The 18,227-nt window shown below is 72.3% G+C and carries 20 protein-coding genes; 9 read left to right on the top strand and 11 right to left on the bottom strand.

Translation table 11 applies throughout. From position 1 onward, the window contains the following. Both PV721_RS29850 and PV721_RS29845 read right to left on the bottom strand, forming a co-directional pair. Positions 1–1,224 (bottom strand): DEAD/DEAH box helicase (locus tag PV721_RS29850; protein ID WP_319729597.1); only part of this gene is annotated, 1,224 nt, incomplete at its 3' end. 366 nt (positions 1,225–1,590) lie between these two features. Next, positions 1,591–1,794: a cold-shock protein gene (locus tag PV721_RS29845; protein ID WP_030011983.1), complete on the bottom strand. Its 204-nt coding sequence runs from the start codon at positions 1,792–1,794 to the stop codon at positions 1,591–1,593. 491 nt (positions 1,795–2,285) lie between these two features. On the opposite strand from PV721_RS29845, the gene PV721_RS29840 reads away from it, so the two are divergent. After that, a complete protein-coding gene (locus PV721_RS29840; protein ID WP_319729590.1) occupies positions 2,286–2,801 on the top strand; it encodes an RNA polymerase sigma factor in 516 nt (171 codons plus the stop codon). Then, positions 2,789–3,277, top strand: a complete 489-nt coding sequence (locus tag PV721_RS29835) for a hypothetical protein (RefSeq protein WP_319729588.1) — start codon at positions 2,789–2,791, stop codon at positions 3,275–3,277. The genes PV721_RS29840 and PV721_RS29835 overlap by 13 nt, the downstream gene beginning before the upstream one ends. Positions 3,278–3,309: 32 nt before the next feature. On the opposite strand, the gene PV721_RS29830 is transcribed toward PV721_RS29835, so the two are convergent. Then, positions 3,310–4,050, bottom strand: coding sequence for a PP2C family serine/threonine-protein phosphatase (locus PV721_RS29830; protein ID WP_319729587.1), 741 nt, complete (start codon positions 4,048–4,050; stop codon positions 3,310–3,312). A gap of 207 nt (positions 4,051–4,257) precedes the next feature. On the opposite strand from PV721_RS29830, the gene PV721_RS29825 reads away from it, so the two are divergent. The 3 genes from PV721_RS29825 to PV721_RS29815 all read left to right on the top strand — a co-directional run bounded on the left by PV721_RS29825 (position 4,258) and on the right by PV721_RS29815 (position 6,480). After that, the gene (locus tag PV721_RS29825) at positions 4,258–4,503 is read left to right on the top strand and encodes a hypothetical protein (RefSeq protein ID WP_319729585.1); all 246 of its coding nucleotides are present in this window, start codon (positions 4,258–4,260) and stop codon (positions 4,501–4,503) included. A gap of 67 nt (positions 4,504–4,570) precedes the next feature. After that, positions 4,571–5,941, top strand: coding sequence for an FAD-binding oxidoreductase (locus PV721_RS29820; RefSeq protein ID WP_319729582.1), 1,371 nt, complete (start codon positions 4,571–4,573; stop codon positions 5,939–5,941). 113 nt (positions 5,942–6,054) lie between these two features. After that, positions 6,055–6,480, top strand: a complete 426-nt coding sequence (locus PV721_RS29815) for a hypothetical protein (RefSeq protein WP_319729580.1) — start codon at positions 6,055–6,057, stop codon at positions 6,478–6,480. A 57-nt stretch (positions 6,481–6,537) separates the two neighbouring features. Here the strand turns inward: PV721_RS29815 and PV721_RS29810 are convergent, their stop codons facing one another. Together PV721_RS29810 and PV721_RS29805 are read right to left on the bottom strand one after the other, a co-directional pair. Then, the gene (locus PV721_RS29810) at positions 6,538–7,170 is read right to left on the bottom strand and encodes a potassium channel family protein (protein ID WP_319729579.1); all 633 of its coding nucleotides are present in this window, start codon (positions 7,168–7,170) and stop codon (positions 6,538–6,540) included. Further along, positions 7,167–8,402, bottom strand: a complete 1,236-nt coding sequence (locus PV721_RS29805; protein WP_319729577.1) for a DUF2254 family protein — start codon at positions 8,400–8,402, stop codon at positions 7,167–7,169. The genes PV721_RS29810 and PV721_RS29805 overlap by 4 nt, the downstream gene beginning before the upstream one ends. Before the next feature lie 163 nt (positions 8,403–8,565). On the opposite strand from PV721_RS29805, the gene PV721_RS29800 reads away from it, so the two are divergent. After that, complete coding sequence (locus tag PV721_RS29800) at positions 8,566–9,453, top strand: YhjD/YihY/BrkB family envelope integrity protein (RefSeq protein WP_319729575.1); 888 nt, start codon at positions 8,566–8,568, stop codon at positions 9,451–9,453. Between the two features lie 22 nt (positions 9,454–9,475). Then, the gene (locus PV721_RS29795; RefSeq protein ID WP_319729574.1) at positions 9,476–9,601 is read left to right on the top strand and encodes a hypothetical protein; all 126 of its coding nucleotides are present in this window, start codon (positions 9,476–9,478) and stop codon (positions 9,599–9,601) included. A 51-nt stretch (positions 9,602–9,652) separates the two neighbouring features. On the opposite strand, the gene PV721_RS29790 is transcribed toward PV721_RS29795, so the two are convergent. The 3 genes from PV721_RS29790 to PV721_RS29780 form a co-directional block, all read right to left on the bottom strand. Then, a complete protein-coding gene (locus PV721_RS29790) occupies positions 9,653–10,411 on the bottom strand; it encodes a VOC family protein (RefSeq protein WP_319729599.1) in 759 nt (252 codons plus the stop codon). 237 nt (positions 10,412–10,648) lie between these two features. After that, positions 10,649–11,968 (bottom strand): serine hydrolase domain-containing protein, encoded by a 1,320-nt coding sequence (locus PV721_RS29785; protein ID WP_319729571.1) that lies wholly within the window; start codon positions 11,966–11,968, stop codon positions 10,649–10,651. A 180-nt stretch (positions 11,969–12,148) separates the two neighbouring features. Next, the gene (locus PV721_RS29780) at positions 12,149–13,087 is read right to left on the bottom strand and encodes an alpha/beta hydrolase (RefSeq protein WP_319729569.1); all 939 of its coding nucleotides are present in this window, start codon (positions 13,085–13,087) and stop codon (positions 12,149–12,151) included. Positions 13,088–13,216: 129 nt separating this feature from the next. Between PV721_RS29780 and PV721_RS29775 the strand changes: the two genes are divergently transcribed. Together PV721_RS29775 and PV721_RS29770 are read left to right on the top strand one after the other, a co-directional pair. Continuing rightward, positions 13,217–13,840: a TetR/AcrR family transcriptional regulator gene (locus tag PV721_RS29775; RefSeq protein ID WP_319729567.1), complete on the top strand. Its 624-nt coding sequence runs from the start codon at positions 13,217–13,219 to the stop codon at positions 13,838–13,840. Between the two features lie 216 nt (positions 13,841–14,056). Beyond that, on the top strand, positions 14,057–15,262 hold the full coding sequence (locus tag PV721_RS29770) for an NAD(P)/FAD-dependent oxidoreductase (protein WP_319729565.1): 1,206 nt from the start codon (positions 14,057–14,059) through the stop codon (positions 15,260–15,262). A gap of 68 nt (positions 15,263–15,330) precedes the next feature. On the opposite strand, the gene PV721_RS29765 is transcribed toward PV721_RS29770, so the two are convergent. From PV721_RS29765 to PV721_RS29755, 3 genes are all read right to left on the bottom strand, one after another. After that, the gene (locus PV721_RS29765) at positions 15,331–15,597 is read right to left on the bottom strand and encodes a hypothetical protein (RefSeq protein WP_319729562.1); all 267 of its coding nucleotides are present in this window, start codon (positions 15,595–15,597) and stop codon (positions 15,331–15,333) included. Between the two features lie 613 nt (positions 15,598–16,210). Beyond that, a complete protein-coding gene (locus PV721_RS29760; protein WP_319729560.1) occupies positions 16,211–16,411 on the bottom strand; it encodes a hypothetical protein in 201 nt (66 codons plus the stop codon). A 243-nt stretch (positions 16,412–16,654) separates the two neighbouring features. Further along, complete coding sequence (locus tag PV721_RS29755) at positions 16,655–17,641, bottom strand: helix-turn-helix transcriptional regulator (RefSeq protein WP_319729557.1); 987 nt, start codon at positions 17,639–17,641, stop codon at positions 16,655–16,657. Between the last annotated feature and the right edge of the window lie 586 nt (positions 17,642–18,227).

Raw genomic sequence — 18,227 nt, 5'->3', positions numbered from 1 at the left:
GAGGTAGTCCTTGGGGTCGGTGGGCGGGTCGACGTTGACGACGAGGTCGAGGTTGTCGACGTGGATGCCGCGCGCCGCGACGTTGGTCGCCACCAGCACGGTCACGTGTCCGGTCTTGAACTGGGCGAGGGTGCGGGTGCGCTGGGGCTGCGACTTCCCGCCGTGCAGCGCCGCGGCCCGTACGCCGCTGTTCAGCAGGTGGCTGGTGAGCTGGTCGACGGCGTGCTTGGTGTCCAGGAACATGATCACGCGGCCCTCGCGCGCCGCGATCTCGGTGGTGGTCGCGTGCTTGTCCGCGCCGTGCACGTGCAGCACGTGGTGCTCCATCGTGGTGACCGCGCCGGCCGAGGGGTCGACGGAGTGCACGACGGGGTCGGTCAGGTAGCGGCGCACCAGCCGGTCGACGTTGCGGTCGAGGGTGGCGGAGAACAGCATCCGCTGGCCCTCGGGGCGCACCTGGTCGAGCAGGGCGGTGACCTGCGGCATGAAGCCCATGTCGGCCATCTGGTCGGCCTCGTCCAGGACGGTGATCGCGACCTGGTTCAGCCGGCAGTCGCCGCGGTCGATGAGGTCCTTGAGCCGTCCCGGCGTCGCGACGACGACCTCGGCACCGCCGCGCAGCGCGCTCGCCTGCCGCCCGATGGGCATGCCGCCCACGACGGTGGCCGTACGCAGCTTCATGGCGCGGGCGTAGGGGGCGAGGGCGTCCGTGACCTGCTGGGCCAGCTCGCGCGTGGGGACGAGGACCAGGGCCAGCGGCTGCCGGGCCTCGGCGCGCTGTCCGGCCGTACGGGCCAGCAGCGCCAGGCCGAAGGCGAGGGTCTTGCCGGAGCCGGTGCGACCGCGGCCCAGTACGTCACGGCCCGCGAGGGAGTTCGGCAGGGTGGCGGCCTGGATCGGGAACGGCACGCTCACGCCCTCGGAGCCGAGCGCGGCCAGCAGCTGCTCGGGCATGTCGAGGTCGGCGAACGCCTCGACGGCGGGGAGCGCCGGAGTGATCGTCTCGGGGAGGGCGAATTCACCCTGGAGGGCGGCGGGGCGGCGGCTGCCGCCGCCGTAGCCGGAGCGGCCGGAGCCGCCGTATCCGGAGCCACCGGAGCGGGTGGGGGCCGAAGAGCCGAAACGGCTGCCGCGGCCGGAGCCGCCGGAGCTGCCGAAGCCCGCGGAGCCGCCCTTGCGGGGGGCGCGGGAGGAGCGGTCGTTCGTGCGAGTGGTGCGGTTCATGCAGAACCTTCCTCGATGCGGCGCGTATCGAGGAATTCCCGGGCAGGGGGATTCGCGAGAACGAGCCGAAGAAAAGACGGGACGGGGCCGTGCCGTGCCGGAAAGGGCGGGCCGGTTCGTCGTGGAGAGGGTGCCGCGCCGTGCGTCGGAGAGCCGGGTTGCGGCGGACGGTGTGCGGGGCGGGGGCGGGGCGGTGCGTCGTGTGAGACACCGCAGCCCGGCCGGACGTGGGGCGGGCCGGCGCGGAGCGCCGTCACCCGCCGCTCAGGGGGCCGTCGGGGACCGACAGGGCGTGAGCGGGTAAAAAGCAACGCGCTGAGGCCCGCACCCCAAGGTGCGGGCCTCAGCTGCGTGTACGCGTCAGCGTCAGGCGGGAACGATGTTCTCGGCCTGCGGGCCCTTCTGGCCCTGCGTGACGTCGAAGGTAACCTTCTGGCCTTCCTGAAGCTCACGGAAGCCAGAAGAGGCGATGTTCGAGTAGTGAGCGAAGACGTCAGCGCCGCCGCCCTCCTGCTCGATGAAGCCGAAGCCCTTTTCCGCGTTGAACCACTTCACGGTGCCAGATGCCATATGAATTCTCCTTTGGGGCAGTGCCCGGGACCGCACTGTGCGAACCCGGCGTCGCCGCGATGATTGCCCCGACCGGAATGTGCAAATCTCACTGCATGCGCCGGAAATAAAAAGTGCGCCCACCGAAAAATCAGGTGAGAGCACTTGTAAGTTTTTGGGAACCACAACTGCAACTGACATCACAGTAGCACGAGGGGTGGGATCGGGGGCGTACATTTTTTCCCGTAGCAGGTCTGTCGAAATTCTGCATCCGCGGGAACAGAAATTCACGCGTGAAAATCATATAAACGCGTGCCTGTCTGGCCTGGAGCCCTGTGCAGGTGTGACGCAGGTCATGGGGAATGTTCGGCCGGTCGGCCCCCTCTTCCCTCCCGACACGTCGTCGAGGAGGAGGAAGCCGTGAGGATCCCGTGCGTCCTGGTGCTCGTGCCGGGGCAGAAGAACACCCTCCTGGAGACGGTGGTGCCGCTCCTCACCCGACTCGGCGAACGGTGACCGCGGCCGCGGCCGCGAACGCCGAGCTGGCCGCCCTCGTCCGCTCCGCCCAGCGCGGGGACCGGATGGCCACCCAGGGGCTGCTGGACCTGCTGACCCCCTACGTCGGGCGGCTGTGCGGCCCCATCGCCCTGCAGGACGGGCCGGACGCCACGCAGGAGGCGCTCATCGTGATCTTCCGCAGCATCGGCCAGCTCCGGGAGCCGGCCGCGCTGTTCGGGTGGGCGCGGGTGATCGCCGTACGGGAGGCGGTCCGCATCGCCCGGGGGGCGGCCCGGGTGGTCCCGGACCCGCTGGAGGACGTGCCCGCGCGCGACGATCCGCAGCTCGCCGCCGACGTGCGCGACGTGCTGGAGCGGCTCTCCCCGGCGCACCGGGCCGTCCTGGTCCTGCGGGACCTGGAAGGGCTGGACGAGCGCTCCGTCAGCGCGCTCCTCGGCGTGCCCGAACCCACCGTGCGGACCCGTCTCTTCCGGGCCCGCCGCAACTTCCGGAAGGCGTGGGAACGTTGAAGGACTCCTGGCCGGTCGCCGAACTCGACGCCGTCCGGCGGCTGCGCGTCATCGCACGCAGCACACCGGGCACGGGCTTCGCGGAGCACCTGATCGACGCCCCCTTCGAGCAGGTCTGGGCGCTCGCCTCCGATCTGGAGAGCCAGCTGCCCGCCATGATCACCGACATCGGCTCCTTCACCGTGACCTCGGCGGACGGCGAGCGCCTCGAAGCCCGGGCCCGCAGTCCGCTGGGCCTGCGGGCGCGCTTCGACGTCGTGCTGCGACCGGGCTGGTGCCTCATGCAGAGCCGGTTCGTGCTGGGCGGCATGGCGGCGGTGGCGGAGGGGGACGGCACCCGGTTCGCCTTCTTCGGCGGGCTGCGCCTGCCGGGCGTCCGGCTGGCCGACCGCGCGCTGCACCCGCTGATGTCCTCGCTGGGCGCCGGGGCGCTCCAGCGGTTCACGGACCGGCTGGCCGCCCCGGGGAACGCGTGACGCGTGCGCGGGGCCCGCGCACGGGGCGGGTCCTACGCGCTGATGCGGACCAGCGCGAGCGTGATGTTGTCGGGGCCGCCGGCGTCGATGGCGGCCCGCCACAGCTCGAAGGCGGCCCTGCCGTCGTCGTGCACCCGCAGCAGGTCCTCGATCTCCTCGTCGGGCACCGGGTCGGTCAGCCCGTCGCTGCACACGAGGTAGCGGTCGCCCTCGGTCAGTTCGAAGGCCGCCATGTGCGGCACGATCGAGTGGTAGCCGCGGCTGCCGCCGAGGGTCTGGGTCACGGCCGAGGTGGTGCGGTGCCCGGGGGCCGGCGGCGGGCTGTCGTCTACGCTGACCTGGTGCAGGCCGTCCGGCGCCGCGCGGAACACCTTGCTGTCGCCGACGTTGAAGACCACCAGCGACTCCGCGAGGACGAGGGCCCCGGCGATCGTGGTGCCCATGGAGGTCAGGTCCGGCCGTCCGTCGGTGGCCGAGTGCACGGCGTGGTTGCAGCGGCGCAGGGCGTCGCCGAGGGCGTCCTCGCCGTCCAGCTCGGGACCGAGGGCGGAGAGGTGGCGCACGACCAGCTCGCTGGCCACTTCGCCGGCCGGCTGTCCGCCGAGCCCGTCGGCGACGGCGACGACCAGCGGTCTGCCGAAGGGGAACAGCAGGGTCTGGGGGTTCTGGGTCACGGTCCCGCACAGCGTCCACGGGCCGACGACGAGGCTGTCCTCGTTGTGTTCGCGCACCAGCCCGACATGACTCAGGGCGGTCACAGCTATGTAGGGCACGTCGATGACCCGCCTCTCCGCAACGGCAACGGCAGACGTGTACCTCACCCCCATTGTCGCGCCGTCCCGGCATGCGGGGCGCGCCCCGCCGGAGCACCCTGGTCCTGGAGCCGCCTGTTCCCCGACCGGTGGCCCGGTCAGGAAGGACTGGAGATGTTCGCGAGGCTGAGCACCTACCAGGGATCACCGGTCCCCGCGGGGGGAGACGTGACCGCGAGTTCGGAGGCGGTCGTCAGGCAGGTCAAGGACGTTCCCGGTTTCCGCGGGGTCTACTACCTCGTCGACCGGGCCACGGGGGAGGCCAAGTCGCTGACCTTGTGGGAGGACGAGCGGACCATGCGGGACAGCGAGGAGCAGGCCGCCCGCATCCGCGAGGAGACGGCGCAGCGGGAGGGCCAGCGGATCGTCTCCGTCGAACACTTCGAGGTGGGCTTCAGCCACCTCCAGCCGTAGCGCGGAACCGGTGGGGGGACCGGCTACGGGACCAGCTTCAAGCCACCAGGTACGAGGAGCGATGGCCATGGGCAAGCTCTCGATCGACCAGTTGCGCGAACGGGTCCGCGGGGCGGTCGTCACGCCCGACGACGCGGCCTACGACGAGGCACGCACGGTCCACAACGCCATGATCGACCGGAGACCGGCCGCCGTCGTGCGCTGCGCCAACGCGGGCGACGTCATGGCCACGGTCGACTTCGCCCGCGAGAACGAGCTCGATCTGGCGGTACGCGGCGGCGGCCATAGCGTGCCCGGCTTCGGCACCTGCGACGACGGCGTGGTCGCCGACCTGTCCGGGATGCGCGGGGTCCGCGTGGACGCGGCGCGCCGAACGGCGCGCGCGGAGGGCGGCGCCACGTGGGGCGACTTCAACGCGGCGACGTACGCCTTCGGGCTGGCGACCACCGGCGGGATCATCTCGACCACCGGTATCGGCGGGCTCACCCTCGGCGGCGGCATCGGCTACCTGTGCCGCGGAATGGGCCTGAGCTGCGACAACCTGATCTCGGCCGACGTGGTGACCGCGGACGGCCGGCTGCTCGTGGCGAGCGAGGAGGAGAACGCCGACCTCTTCTGGGCGCTGCGCGGAGGCAGCGGCAACTTCGGCGCGGTGACCTCCTTCGAGTACCGGCTGGGCCCGGTCAAGGACATCTACGGCGGGCCGATGCTCTTCGAGCTGGAGGACGCCGCCACCGTGCTGCGTTCCTTCGCCGATCACATCGCCGACGCCCCGGAGGAGCTGGGCGGGTTCCCGGCCTTCCAGATCGCCCCGCCGCTCCCGTTCATCCCGGAGGACCGGCACGGCGATACCTTCGCGCTGATCGTGGCGTGCTGGTCCGGGCCGCTCGACGAGGGGCCGCGCGCCCTGCAGGCCTTCCACGACTTCGCGCCGGTGGTCGCCGAGCACGTGGGCCCCATGCCGTACCCGGCGCTCAACAGCGCCTTCGACGCGCTCGTACCGCCCGGCCTCCAGCACTACTGGAAGGCCAACTTCGTGTCCGAGCTCACCGACGAGGCGATCGCGGCGCACCTGCAGCACGCCCCGGGCCTGCCCGCCGTGAACTCGACGGTCCACATCTACCCCGTCAACGGCGCCTGCCACCGCGTCGCCTCCGACGCGACGGCCTACGCCTACCGCGACGCCTCGTTCGCCACCGTCATCGCCGGGATGTGGCCCGACCCCGCCGGCAACGAGGCCAACACCGCCTGGGTCCGCGACTACTACGAGGCCACCGCCCCGCATTCGGAGGAGGGCGGCTACATCAACTTCATGGCCGGCGACGACCAGGACCGCATCCGGGCCAACTACAAGGGGAACTACGACCGGCTGGCCCAGGTCAAGCGGACCTACGACCCCGGGAACCTGTTCCACCTGAACCAGAACATCAAGCCGTAGCGGCGTCGACGGCCCGGAGCCATGCGGATGCGCAATGTCATGGAGTCTGCATATTTTGTCAGGTGTACCGGAAGATCCCGTACATCCGATTTGTCTGACTGAGGAAGGCCCCCATGAAGCGTTTTCCGGTGATCGGTGTGCTCTGCATCAGCGCGGTTCTCGGTCTCTCCGCCTGCTCCGACGACCCCTCGCCCGAGGAGGAGGCCACCCAGGCCGCAGCCGACCTCTGCACGGATCTGACCGCGCTGAAGGCCGACAACGCCAAGCTGAAGGCGCTGAACCCCGCCACCGCGACCAAGGACCAGGTCCAGGAGGCGTACGACGCCGTCCAGGAGGACTGGAACGGGGTCAAGGAGAACCTGAGCAAGCTGAAGGAAGCGGAGCGGGAGGCGGTGAAGTCCGCTGCCGAGAACCTCAAGAAGGGCTACGAGGACCTGCCGGGCGACACGACCGGCAAGGACGCCCTCACCCAGCTGCAGCCGCAGATCCAGAAGCTGGACGAGTCCGCCGCGGCGGCCTCCACCGGTCTCCGGTGCTGACGGGACGAACGAGCGGGACCCCGGCCGGCTCCCCGGCCGGGGTCCTGCGCCGTGCGCTCACGAGTCGTCGCCTCTCGAGTCGTTGCCTCTCGGCCCGTCGTCGTCCGGAGCGGCGGGTCCCGACCCGCGCCGGCGCATCCCGATCCGGACCGCGCCGAAGAGCGCCTTCGCGATCACGCCCACCAGGAGCAGGTCGGCGACCATCTGCAGGGTGGTCAGCACGCGGCCGGTCTCGGTGACGGGTGTGATGTCCCCGAAGCCCACGGTCGCGAACACCGTGACCGTGAAGTACATGGCGTCCGTCCGGTTCAGCGACTCCGTGAACGTGCCCGGTACCTCCTTGGCGACCAGGAAGTACGTCACGGAGAAGATCGCCAGGAACAGAGGTACGGCGGTGGCCAGCGCCTCCATGGCGCGCAGTCGGGGGAACCGCGCACGGGCGACGGCGGTGACCTGCCTGATCACGAGCCAGCCGAAGAGGCCCAGGCCCAGCACGAGCGACACGAGGGTGCGCAGAACGATCTCGCCGTCCAGGGGCGCCAGGTAGTACAGCGCGGTGATCAGGACGACCGAGGCTCCCGAGCGGAGTACACAGCCCAGCAGGACGCGCCGGCGCTCCCGGGGTGTCGCGGTGGGGTCCACGGCGCTCAGGCGTTCGTGGGCGGCAGGGCCCCGGCGCTCGTCGCTCATGAGCACTCCTCGCGCGGCGTCCAGATGAGCGGGTACGCGGCGCTCCCCGTGCGCTCGGCCCATTCGAGCCGCTCCCGCACGACGGCCCGCCGGTCCTCGGGGCTCCGTTCCAGCAGCCGGCCGAGGAGGTCGCGCAGGCGGCGCAAGGCCATCGGGGAGCCCGCGGCGGCGACCGCGATGTCGTCGCAGGCCGTCCGGACGTACTGCTCCCAGTCGGGGACGGGGACCGTCACCCGCACCCGGCCCGCCCCGTCGGCGAACCGGCCGAAGTCCAGCTCCCGGTCGGCGAGCCGGGTGAGCAGGTCCTCCAGGCGGTCCATGCTCTCCACCGCCGTCGCCGGGTCGTGGACGGCGGGGGAGAGCGCGCGCAGCGCGATGTCGACCAGGAGCCTGAACGGCAGTTCGGGATCCTGGTGGAAGGTGCGTTCCACACCGGTGACCACGGCCTCGCGCAGGACCTCCTCGGGCAGTTCGGCGCCCGTCACCTCGGCCAGGGCCATGCCCCGCGAGACGGTGCGGCCGGGGGTGACCCGGAAGTCGATCGCGCAGTCGTGCCGTTGGGCCACCGCCACCAGGGCGGGTACGTCGATCTGCTGGACCACGGTCGCCGGCCCGGACCAGCGCACGGTGGTGCCCGTGCCGGTGCCGGTGCCAGTCCCGGCCCCAGCCCCGGTCGGTCCGGTCCCCGGGGGCGGCGGCGCGGCCGTGCGGCCGGGATCGTACGGCCGCACGTACAGGGTGTCGTACGACCGGTGGGCGCGGGTGGCGATCGCGGTGAGCGAGTGGGCGAGCTGGATCGAGTCGAACGCCTTCGTCTGCAGCGACCTCATCAGGGTGAGGGCGACCAGCGTGAGGACCATGGCTACGCAGGGGAGGAGGGCCGAGACCCGGTCGCGGGCGCCGATGGCGAGGCCCGCGACGACGCAGAAGACGAAGACCCCGACGGCGAAGGCGAACGCGCGCCAGACGATCGGTTCGTCGCGGAAGAACGCGAGGCGCGGGGTGAACGTGCTGGCGGAGAACTGCACGACCAGGAACAGCATCGAGTAGATGATGCTCACCAGGCTGATGACGCCGAACCCGACGGTGAAGAGCATGGTCGCCACGCGCGAGGCCTCCACCAGCGGTCCCACGTCGGCCATGGGGGCCACCAGCCCCAGCGCCAGGCCGCCGAGCGCGCAGATCAGCTGGGTCAGGTCCCGGCGCATCGCGCGCGTCGGCCGTTGGAACATGCGGCTCGCCCCCTCGCGGTCACGGTCACGTGTTGCGGGTACGGGAGGGATGCAATCACGGGAGTGACGGGGCCGGGCGGCGAAATGCCGGATATGAGCTATTCGGTGTTTCTCGTGGAAGGGTGGTCACCGACGTCGGCAACCGGCCCGTGAGGAGAGCACCGTGTCCGATCGGGAGGCCACCGCGCGCCGGCTCCGCCTGCCCCCCTGGATGCGCAAGCACACACCGCTGCTGACCCGGCTCCTCGAACAGCTCGCCGGCGTCAAGGTCCTGGACTGCGCGTTCAGGCTGGCCGCGCAGGCCTTCCTAGGCGCGGTGCCGGCCCTCTTCGTCATCGGCGCGCTCGCACCCGACTGGCTCCAGCAGCAGCTGGTCACGTCCATCCGTGCCACGCTCGGGCTCCAGGACGCCGCCCTGGACCAGGTCCGGCAGGTGTACTCCGCGACCGATTCCACCGCCACCGCGAGCACCGGCGCGGTGGGCGTCGTGGTGACACTGGTGTCGGCCACCGCCTGCAGCCGCGCGCTGCAGATGACGTGCGAGCGCTCCTGGCACCTGCCCAAGGCCAAGGCCCGGCTCGCGGCATGGCGGTGGCTGGCCTGGATCCTCGTCTGGCTGAGCGCCCTGCTCTTCCAGGGGCCGGTCCAGAGCGCCTTCGGCGCCGGCCCGGTCGGCGGCTTCCTGCTCGCCGTGGTCAGCGGCACGCTGCTGTGGTGGTGGACCCAGCACCTGCTGCTCGGTGCCCGGATCCCGTGGCTGCCGCTGCTGCCCGGCGCGCTGCTGGCCGGGGTGGGGGAGCAGCTGCTGTCCATGGTGTCGAGGATCTACATGCCGCACGCCGTGGAGCGCAGCATGCGGCAGTTCGGCAGCCTCGGGTCGGTCTTCGCCCTCATGTCCTGGCTGATCGTGCTGTTCATCGTCCTCACGCTAGCCATCGCCGTCGGGTACGTGGTGGCCCGCGAGCCCCTACCGGCCCGCTGGCTCCGCACCCCGCTGCCGGACCGCGACGCCGAGGGCCCCCGGGGAGGCGAGGTCACGGGGCGAGGGTGAACCCGGCGACCTCGACTGCCAGGTGCTCCTCGCCCCGGAGGGCGAGCAGCGGCTCGTCCTGCTCACGCCCCCGCCCGGCACGGACGCGGCCGAGCGCCTCGCCCTCCTCCGGGTCGTCGGCACGGAGCAGTTCACGCCGGCCGGCTGACCCGGCCCGCTCCGGTGCCCTGCGGCGCCGCAATGACGGTGTGGCGGCCGGTCAGGGGCGGCTGCGGCCGGCCGGGCCGACGATGCCGAACAGGGCGCCCTCGGGGTCGCGCAGGGTGACCTCGCGGGGGAAGAGGCCGGAGCCGGTCACGGCGTCGGTCGCGGGGACCGTGCTGCCGCCGAGTCCGGTGGCAGCCTTCACCGCGGTTTCGACGTCGGGCACCCGGAAGTGGACGTGCCAGTGGGGCCGCAGGTGCGGGTCGGGGGCCGCCGCGAGGGTTCCGCCGTGCAGCCGGGCCACCGTGCGGCCCGCGTGGCGGAGCTGGATGCGGTTGTTCTCCTCCACGTAGGCGACCTCGCAGCAGCCGCTCTGCCCACAGGCCCATTCCAGGACCTCGCCGTAGAAGATGGCGGCGTCGAAGGCGTCCCGGGTGCGCAGTTCGAGCCAGGCCGGAGCGGCTTCCCCGTCCATGTCCCAGTCGGGGATGGCCTCCCCCTGCCAGATCCCGAAGACCGCCCCGTCGCGGTCGGAGGCGAGCGCCGCCCGCCCGGTGCCGAAGGCCAGGGGGCCGACGGCGACGGTTCCGCTGCGCTCGAGGATGCGTGCGGCCGTGACGTCGGCGTCGTCCACGGCGAAGTACGGGGTCCAGGCGACGGGGGCCGTGACCGTCGGGGGCAGGGCGCCGATGCCGGCCACCGGGACCCCGTCGCTGAAGCCGACGGTGAACCCCTCCCCGAGCCGGGCGGATCCGAACTGCCAGCCGAGGACCGCACCGTAGAACGCCTGCGACGCGCCGGGGTCGCGGGCCATCAGGCTGACCCAGCAGGGCGCGCCGAACGTTTCGTGACTCGATGTCGACACGGCTGTCCACCCCATCCGCTGCTGCGCCCCCAGGAGCCCTCCCGCGGTGGTCGTGGCCGCCCCGGAGACGGGGCGTCAGGTGCGTGGGCGCCTTCCGTCGGGCTCCATCCTCGTACCGTCTCCCGCCGCCCCCGGGGCGACACGGCGTACGGGCACCCGGACGGCCCCCGCCCGGCCGGACCCGGCCTACCCGGTGCCGGTGGGGAGGGAGAGGCCGGCGTAGATCTGGTTGAGGACGGTGGGCAGCAGGGCCTGGGCGGTGGTGCGGCCCTCGGGCGACAGCGTCAGGTTCGTCCAGATCACGAGCGTGACGTCGTTGTCCGGGTCGTGGCCGATGAAGGAGTTGAAGCCGGGGAGTTCGCCGCCGTGGTAGTACATCGCGGAGTTCGGCCCGAAGCGCTGGTAGGCGATGCCGTAGCCGTACTTCTGTCCGTCGGGCGCGGCCGGGTCCTCGGCCTGCGGGCTGCCCCGCCACTGCTGCTGGAACGAGGCGTTCAGGACCTTGCCCGTCACCAGGGCCCGGATCCACGCGGCCAGGTCGTCCGCGGTGGAGACGGCGCCGCCGGCGGCGTGGGCGTACGAGGGGTTCTGGTGCGTGTAGTCGACGGGCTCGAGCTTGCCCGAACGGGCCGCCGCCTGGATGTCGGCGGGGTAGGGCTGGTCGATCAGGGCGTACGCCGTTCCTCCGTACATGTATCCGTGCGAGTACGGGCCTGGGAGGGACGTGTCGTCGAGGGCCGGCAGGGAGGTGGCCTTCAGCCCGAGCGGGGCCGACAGCCGGTCCCAGAACTGCTCGGCCAGGGGGCGTCCGCCGGCCTTCTCGGCGACCAGGCCCAGCAGCGCGTAGTTGGTGTTGCTGTACTCGTAGGAGGCGTCGGGCGCGAAGTTCGGCGGGCGCTTGAACGCGATGTCCAGCATCTCCTGCGGCGTCCGGGCCTTGCCCGGGTCGGCGTCCAGGGACGCCGAGAGTTCGGGCGCGTCGGTGTAGTTGTAGAGCCCGCTGCGCATCTTCAGCAGTTGGGCGAGGGTGATGCGGTCGCCGTTCGGCACTCCGGCGACATAGGCGGACACCGGGTCGTTCAACCGCAGTCTGCCGTCCTGGGCGAGCAGGGTGATCAGCGCCGCGGTCATGGTCTTGGTGTTGGAGGCGATCCGGAAGTGGTCGCCCGTGGTGGGCGGTGCGGTCGTGCCCAGCTCGGTCGTGCCGACGAGTGCCCGGAAGGTCCCCTGCGGTGTGCGGAGCAGGACCACGGCGCCGGGCACCATCATCTTCTTCGCCGCACGCTCCACGGCGGACTGGAACGCGGCCGGATCGATGGGGTTCAGCGGCGACGGCGTGGGGGCCGGGGAGGTGCCCGCCGTCGCCGTGGGAGAGGGCGGGGGCGCGGCCGACGGATCGGCGAGCGCCGCGGCGCTCGCCCCGGGCGGCAGGACGCAGCCCGCGATCAGCAGGGCCGCGCACGGTGCCAGCAGGGCCGTGCGGCGGGCGGTGGGCGCGTTCCTCATGCGGACATCACAGCCCTCGTGCTCGGCGGTCCGGCTTCGCGGCCAGGGGGAGCGGGAAGCTCAGGGCCGAAGGGGTGAAACGGACTACCTGTCGCATTTTACCGTCGGGACGCCGTGGGCACCGTGCCGACGGGCAGGCCCGGGGCCGGGGCCTGTCCGCCGGGGTTCGGGCCTCGTGCCCTAGCCCTGCACCTCGGCCGGGTCGAGGGAGTCGACGTCCTCCATGAAGCTCAGCATCCGGGCGTTGACCACGTCGGGGTGGTCGATCTGCGGGCCGTGGCCCGTCGCGGCGATGATCTCGGCGCGTGCCCCCGGGACCAGCCGCGGCACGCGCTCCAGCTGCCGCTGCGGGTGTACGAGGAGGCTGCGCTTGCCCATGATCAGGTAGAGCGGGGTCCGGATGGACCGCAGCGCGTCCTCGGCGAGGGGCAGCGGTGCGGGGCGGCGGATCCGGAAGGCCCGGGCGCCCGCCTGGACCCACGTCCGCAGCTCGGGAACGGCGATGACCGGCTGTTCCAGCCAGGAGGCGAGGCGCGGGCGCAGCGCCTTGGGGGCGAAGCTGGCGAAGAGGCTGACGAAGACCCAGGCGAAGAAGCGCAGGCCCACCTTCTCCAGGCCGCCGGGGTCGAGGGCGGTGACCGATGCGAGCCGTCCGGGCCGGCGGTGCGCCATGTTCAGGACCAGCCAGCCGCCGTAGGAGGAGCCGACGAGGTGGACCTGGTCGAGGCCGAGGCCGTCGAGCGCCTCGTCGAGCCACTGGGCGGCCCGCTCCGGCTGCCACATGGGCTCGCGGTGGACGCTTCGGCCGGCGTCGCCGGGGGTGTCCAGCGCGTACACGGGGCGTTCGGCGCTGAGCGCGGGGGTGTTGGGGTACCACATGGCGGAGCAGTAGCCGGCGCCGTGGATCAGGACGACCGGCGTGCGGGACTCGGCCGCCGGGTCCGCGGGGCCGTACCGGTAGACGTGCGTGGTGCCGAAGCTGGTCTCGACGTCCGTCTCGGAGCGGGCGGGCGCACCCATGGCGTAGACGGCGTCGCTCGCGGCGAAGTAGCGGTCGCGCAGCTCGTCGTTCACGTATCGGCCGACGTCACGGCGCACGCGGGTCGTGTTCTCGGGCACGGGGCACCTCCGGGAAGAATCGTTCTTCGTGGTACGACCGTACCACGATCATGGTACGGCGGTACCATGAAGGCGTCCGGGGAGCGCCCGGGCCGACGAATTCGACCGACGGGGCGGAGACAGCGGCAGATGCCGAAGCGCGTGGACCACGAGGAACGGCGCGCCCAGATCGCCGAGGCGCTCATCCAGGTCGCGGGGCGGCGAGGGCTGCATGCGGTCGGCATGCGGGACGTGGCCGCGGAGGCCGGGGTGTCCCTCCGCCTCGTCCAGTACTACTTCGAGACCAAGGAGAAGCTGCTCTTCTACGGGCTCCAGCACCTGACCGAACGCTTCACCGCGCGGGTAGGCGCCCGCCTGGCCGCCGCCGGTCCGGACCCGGGCCCGCGCGCGACGATCGAGGCGCTGCTGCTGGCCTCCCTGCCGACCGACGAGGAGAGCCGCACCTTCCACCTCCTCTACAGCTCCTACTCGATCCTGTCCGTGACCGACGAGGCGCTGGCCGCCCAGCCCTTCATCGACAATCCCGACGCCGCCGAGAACGCCCTGACCGGCCTGCTCGAACAGGGCAGGGCGTCGGGCCTGGCCGACCCCGGCATCGACGCGCGCACGGAGGCGATCAGCCTGCTCGCGATGACGGCGACCATGGGCACCAGCATCCTCGTGGGTCAGCGGGGCCCGGAGTCGGCCCTCGCGGTACTGCGCCACCACCTGGACCGGATCTTCACGCCTCCAGCGAGCCCGGCGGCCCCATGAACTGGGGCCGGGGGTTCACCAGTTGGGGTCCGGGGTGAGCGTGGCCGACCCGTCGGGCCTCCACGCGTCGAACTCCTCCTGCGTTCGGCCGTCAGGCCGGCCGTGTATGCGGACCCCTCGGGCCCCTGCCCGCGAAGTGACCTGCCTCACATGCTGTCACAGCGGTCGAGCCGCCGGTGTCTTGAGGTCGAAGCCCCAAGAAGCGGAGGACACACCATGGCCGAGAACTTCGATGTCGTCGTCATCGGTGGCGGTTACGCGGGCGTGATGGCGGCCAACCGCCTGACGCAGCGCGGCGACGTGACGGTGACGCTGATCAACCCGCGGGCGACCTTCGTCCACCGGATCCGCCTGCACCAGCTGGTGGGCGGGTCGGACAGCGCGGTCGTCGACTACCGGGAGGTCCTGGCCGACGGCGTGCGGCTGGTGGTCGACACCGTGGTCCGGATCGACGCGGCCGCGCGCAGTGTGGCGCTGGCCTCGGGCGGCAGCGTCGGCTACGACTACCTGGTCTACGCGGTGGGCAGCGGCAGCGCCGACCCGCGCGTGCCCGGGGCCGCGGAGTTCGCCTACCCGATCGGCACGTTCGAGGAAGCGGAGCGGCTGCGGCCGGTCCTCGACGCCGCGCCCGCCTCGGCCGCGGTCACGGTGGTCGGAGCCGGTCCGACCGGCATCGAGACCGCCGCGGAGCTGGCCGAGCAGGGGCGCGCCGTGACCCTGGTCTGCGGCGGGGTGCTCGGACCGTACCTGCACGCGCGGGGCCGGCGCTCGGTGGCCCGGCGGCTGGCCGGGCTCGGGGTGAGCGTGCTCGACGGCCCCGGCACCAAGGTGACGGCCGTGACGCGCGATGCCGTACGGCTCGCCGACGGCCGCGAGGTCCGGAGCGAGGTGACGATCTGGACCGCCGGCTTCGCGGTGCCGGACCTGGCGGTGCGCAGCGGGCTCGCCACCGATGCCGAGGGCCGTCTGCTCACGGACGAGACGCTGACCAGCGTGGACGACGTACGCATCATCGCGGCCGGGGACTCGGCCGCTCCGTCGGACCTGCCGCTGCGGATGAGCTGCCAGGCCGCGATGCCCATGGGTGCGCGGGCCGCCGACACGGTGCTCAGCCGGATCGCGGGCGAGCAGCCCGAGACCCTCAACCAGGCGTTCGGCGCCCAGTGCATCAGCCTGGGCCGGGCGGACGGCATCTTCCAGTTCGCCAACCGCGCGGACGTCGCGGTGTGGTTCAACATCGACGGCCGCCTGGGCGCCAAGCTCAAGGAGACCGTGTGCAAGGGCGTCGTCAATCACCTGGCCGGGGAGGCGCAGAAGCCCGGTGGGTACCGGCTGCACCGCATCTCGGGCGGCCCCGGCCGCGCGCAGCGGCTGGCGGCCAGGCGCGCCGAGGCGCCGGCCACCGCCGACCGGGCGGCGTAGGCCTTCCGCCGCATTCGTCGAACGGGACAGGTCCGGGCGGCGGCCGGAGTGTTCCGCCCTTCGGTCCGTCAGGTCTCGTCGGAGTGCGGGCCGTTGCCGGCGGGGGTTCTGCTGGCTGCCAGCCAGGAGCGGACGGGGCCGGCGGGTGTTGCCGTGTCCACGGTGAGGTGGAGGCGGGTGTTGCCGTCGAGGGCGGGGTAGCTGCGCTGTTCCGCGCCTGCGAAACAGCGGCGCAGCGCTTCCGCGACCGCTCGGGCGGCTTCCGGCGTGTGCGCGATGATCCGGACCTCGGCGTGCCCGAGCGAGGGCAGTGTCTGGGTCTCTATGTACTTCACGCTGGCGTGTTCCCTTTCGGAGGGGGCAGAGGATCGGCGGATGGGCGCGGGGCGCCCACCCGTACGTAGGTCCCGTTCATGAGGAAGGCCCGTTCCTCACCGGTCGGCATCGGTGCGGTGGGCATCCGTGCGGTCGGCTCGACGACGGGTGTCGTGACCGGTTCGGCCCATCGGGTTCCCGAAGCGGGACGGCAGGCCCTGCCTTGGGCGGCGGCCATGCCGGGAGCTCGGATTCGAGGTCACGGGAGCGGGCCACCAGGCACCGGCCGGCCGGCCGACGAGAGAGGCCTTCGGTGTGAGAAACAGGCGTGCTGGAACCAGGCGTGCCGGAGCACGGGGACGTTCCCCGCCGGACTCGGCGCGGTCAAGGGTCGTGATCATGTCGCGAACCCGTCCCCGGACCGTGTGCGAACGGCCCGGTGCAGTGATCGCCGGAAACGACGTCCGCGTGGGAGCGGGTGTGCGACATACCCCCGGTGCCCCCACCGTACTCCGGTTCGCGGTCCCGGAAGCCGCTTGTGACCACCACGTATTCAGCGGGGGCGCGACAGAGCCCGTCCGGGGTGGCTGTGGACCGGACGGGCTCTGCGTGTGTGGGCGGACGGTGCGCCGGTCAGAGCCCCTCGTCGTGCAGGTCCTCTTCGCGCAGCAGGTCGTCCTCGCGGCGGCGCGAGGTCTCCTTCTGGCCGGGCTTCTGCCCCTTCTCGCGGGATGACTTCCCCGGCTGGGGCTGCGCGGGGTCTCCGGGGCGATGGTGTTCCTGAGCCTCGCGCCCCTTGCCCGGCTCCTTGCGCTTGTCCTGCTTACCGTCCATGACGGCGACTCCTCTTTGCTGCGTGGGGACGGATTCCTCACCGATCACGCTGACACGCGCGCCGGCGGTCCGCACCATTTCGAGGACGCGGCGAGGCGCACGGGTGAGCCGACCCCGGCGAGCGGCGGGCGGCGAGCAGGGCGGGTTCCTGAAGGAGGCGGATGCGCACGGCCCCCGTCACGTCTGCGCACCGAGGAAGCGGTCGTCGCCCCGCCGCGGGCCGGTCCCGGGCCGAAGGCCCGCTCAGAGCCAGCCCTGCTGGGCCGCCTTCAGGCCGGCCTCGAAGCGGCTGGTGGCGTGCAGGCGTTCCATCAGCGCGGACATCTGGCGGCGGACGGTGCGCAGGGACACCCCGAGGCGTTTGCCGGCCGCTTCGTCCGTCATGCCCGAGGCCAGCAGTCTGAGGAGTTCGAGTTCGCCCGCGGAAGGGATCGAATCGGTGGGGCGGGGGCGGTCCGCGCCGAGGGGGACGGCGGAGACCCAGGTCTGCTCGAACAGGGTCAGGAGCGACGCCACGATGCCGGGCGCGCTGGTGCACAGCGCACCCAGGCGGGAGTTGGCGGGGTCGATCGGGACGACCGCCACCCTGCGGTCGAAGATCAGCAGGCGGGGCGGCAGCAGCGGGCTGGTGCGCACCTGGCCGCCCTCTTCCGTCAGCCACCGGGCGTAGGCCAGCGTCGTCGGATCGTTGCGGGCGCTGTCCTGGTAGACCGAGCGCATCTCGATGCCGCGGGCCAGGGCGCGCCGGTCGAGCGGCCGCGACGCCTCCAGACTGGCCTCGGACAGGGAGCCGCCGGGCAGGATCGCCGAACACTCCCGCGTCAGCCCGTGGGCGAGCTCCTCGAGCCTGCTCTGGATGGCGTCCGTGCCCACGAGCCGCTCCGCACCGTCGACCTCGGTGTTCGGGCGCAGATCGGCGAACTCGGAGACGACTCGCGCGGCAGCCGCTTTGCTGCGCTCCAACTCCTCCTGCTGGCGGGTCAGTTCCTGTTCCTGCCGGCGCAGCAGCAGCTCCAGGCCCAGTTCGGGGCTGACCGCGCGCAGCGCATCGGGGCTGTCCCGTGACGGCCTCAGCAGGTCGAGGTCGACGAGCCGGTCCAGGCCGTGCCGCACCTGTGCCTCGGTGAGTCCGAGGCGTGCGCACAGCTCCGCGACACCGCCGGACGCGTCGGCCAGCATCCCCCGGTACACCGCTTCCACGTCCGGTCCCAGCCCCAACGATTGCAGCATCCCAGCCCCCCAGCTGATGTCGACCGCTCGTGCCGGGCGGCCCGTTTTCGTGATCGTAAGCCACGGGCGGCACCAAGGTGACAGGCGTGTTGGTGCCAACCGGAAACCCTTCCGCGCAGGTCGGGAGGGCAGCAACATGGTGATCACCGGAACGGCGGGGCGGGGGTCCCCGACTCGGGCCAGAGCCGCAAGGACGATCCGGAGCAGGGCGCAGCAGCACACCGACCGAACCCGCCCCGCGCCCGCCTCCTCCGCTCGGCTGCGCTCGGCGGGCCCCGACCTGCCGGCACCGGGGCCCTCTTCGGCCTGCCCACTGGTAGCCACTCCGGACGTGTACGCCGCGATCGCGAGCTGGGCGCGGTCGCGGGCTGGGCGCGGTCACGGGCGGCGAGTGTCGCAGCCGCCTCCTGTTCGTCCACCCACGGCGCCGCCCACAGCCAACCACTCCTGAATAAACGGCATCTGACTGACGGTCACGTTATATAGGGTGACCGCATCTGATCAGATCGCTGTCTCTGGAGGTTGTGCGGTGCCCGAACTCGGCGGCGCGGGCCCCTCGCCCGGCTCGGTGCCACCGCCCCCGGCC

It is taken from the genome of Streptomyces sp. MB09-01, assembly GCF_033794505.1.
Taxonomy (GTDB): domain Bacteria; phylum Actinomycetota; class Actinomycetes; order Streptomycetales; family Streptomycetaceae; genus Streptomyces.
The sequence above is the reverse complement of the archived record's forward strand: the minus strand, read 5'-3'. Positions and strand labels throughout refer to the sequence as shown.

Excerpts from the sequence above, each read along its gene's own strand:
- PV721_RS29775 (WP_319729567.1), top strand. The coding sequence starts at position 13,217 with ATGCCGAAGCGCGTGGACCACGAGGAACGGCGCGCCCAGATCGCCGAG.
- PV721_RS29785 (WP_319729571.1), bottom strand. The coding sequence starts at position 11,968 with ATGAGGAACGCGCCCACCGCCCGCCGCACGGCCCTGCTGGCACCGTGC.
- PV721_RS29815 (WP_319729580.1), top strand. The coding sequence starts at position 6,055 with ATGAAGCGTTTTCCGGTGATCGGTGTGCTCTGCATCAGCGCGGTTCTC.
- PV721_RS29810 (WP_319729579.1), bottom strand. The coding sequence starts at position 7,170 with ATGAGCGACGAGCGCCGGGGCCCTGCCGCCCACGAACGCCTGAGCGCC.
- PV721_RS29790 (WP_319729599.1), bottom strand. The coding sequence starts at position 10,411 with ATGGCCCGCGACCCCGGCGCGTCGCAGGCGTTCTACGGTGCGGTCCTC.
- PV721_RS29805 (WP_319729577.1), bottom strand. The coding sequence starts at position 8,402 with ATGTTCCAACGGCCGACGCGCGCGATGCGCCGGGACCTGACCCAGCTG.
- PV721_RS29755 (WP_319729557.1), bottom strand. The coding sequence starts at position 17,641 with ATGCTGCAATCGTTGGGGCTGGGACCGGACGTGGAAGCGGTGTACCGG.
- PV721_RS29820 (WP_319729582.1), top strand. The coding sequence starts at position 4,571 with ATGGGCAAGCTCTCGATCGACCAGTTGCGCGAACGGGTCCGCGGGGCG.
- PV721_RS29845 (WP_030011983.1), bottom strand. The coding sequence starts at position 1,794 with ATGGCATCTGGCACCGTGAAGTGGTTCAACGCGGAAAAGGGCTTCGGC.
- PV721_RS29760 (WP_319729560.1), bottom strand. The coding sequence starts at position 16,411 with ATGGACGGTAAGCAGGACAAGCGCAAGGAGCCGGGCAAGGGGCGCGAG.
- PV721_RS29770 (WP_319729565.1), top strand. The coding sequence starts at position 14,057 with ATGGCCGAGAACTTCGATGTCGTCGTCATCGGTGGCGGTTACGCGGGC.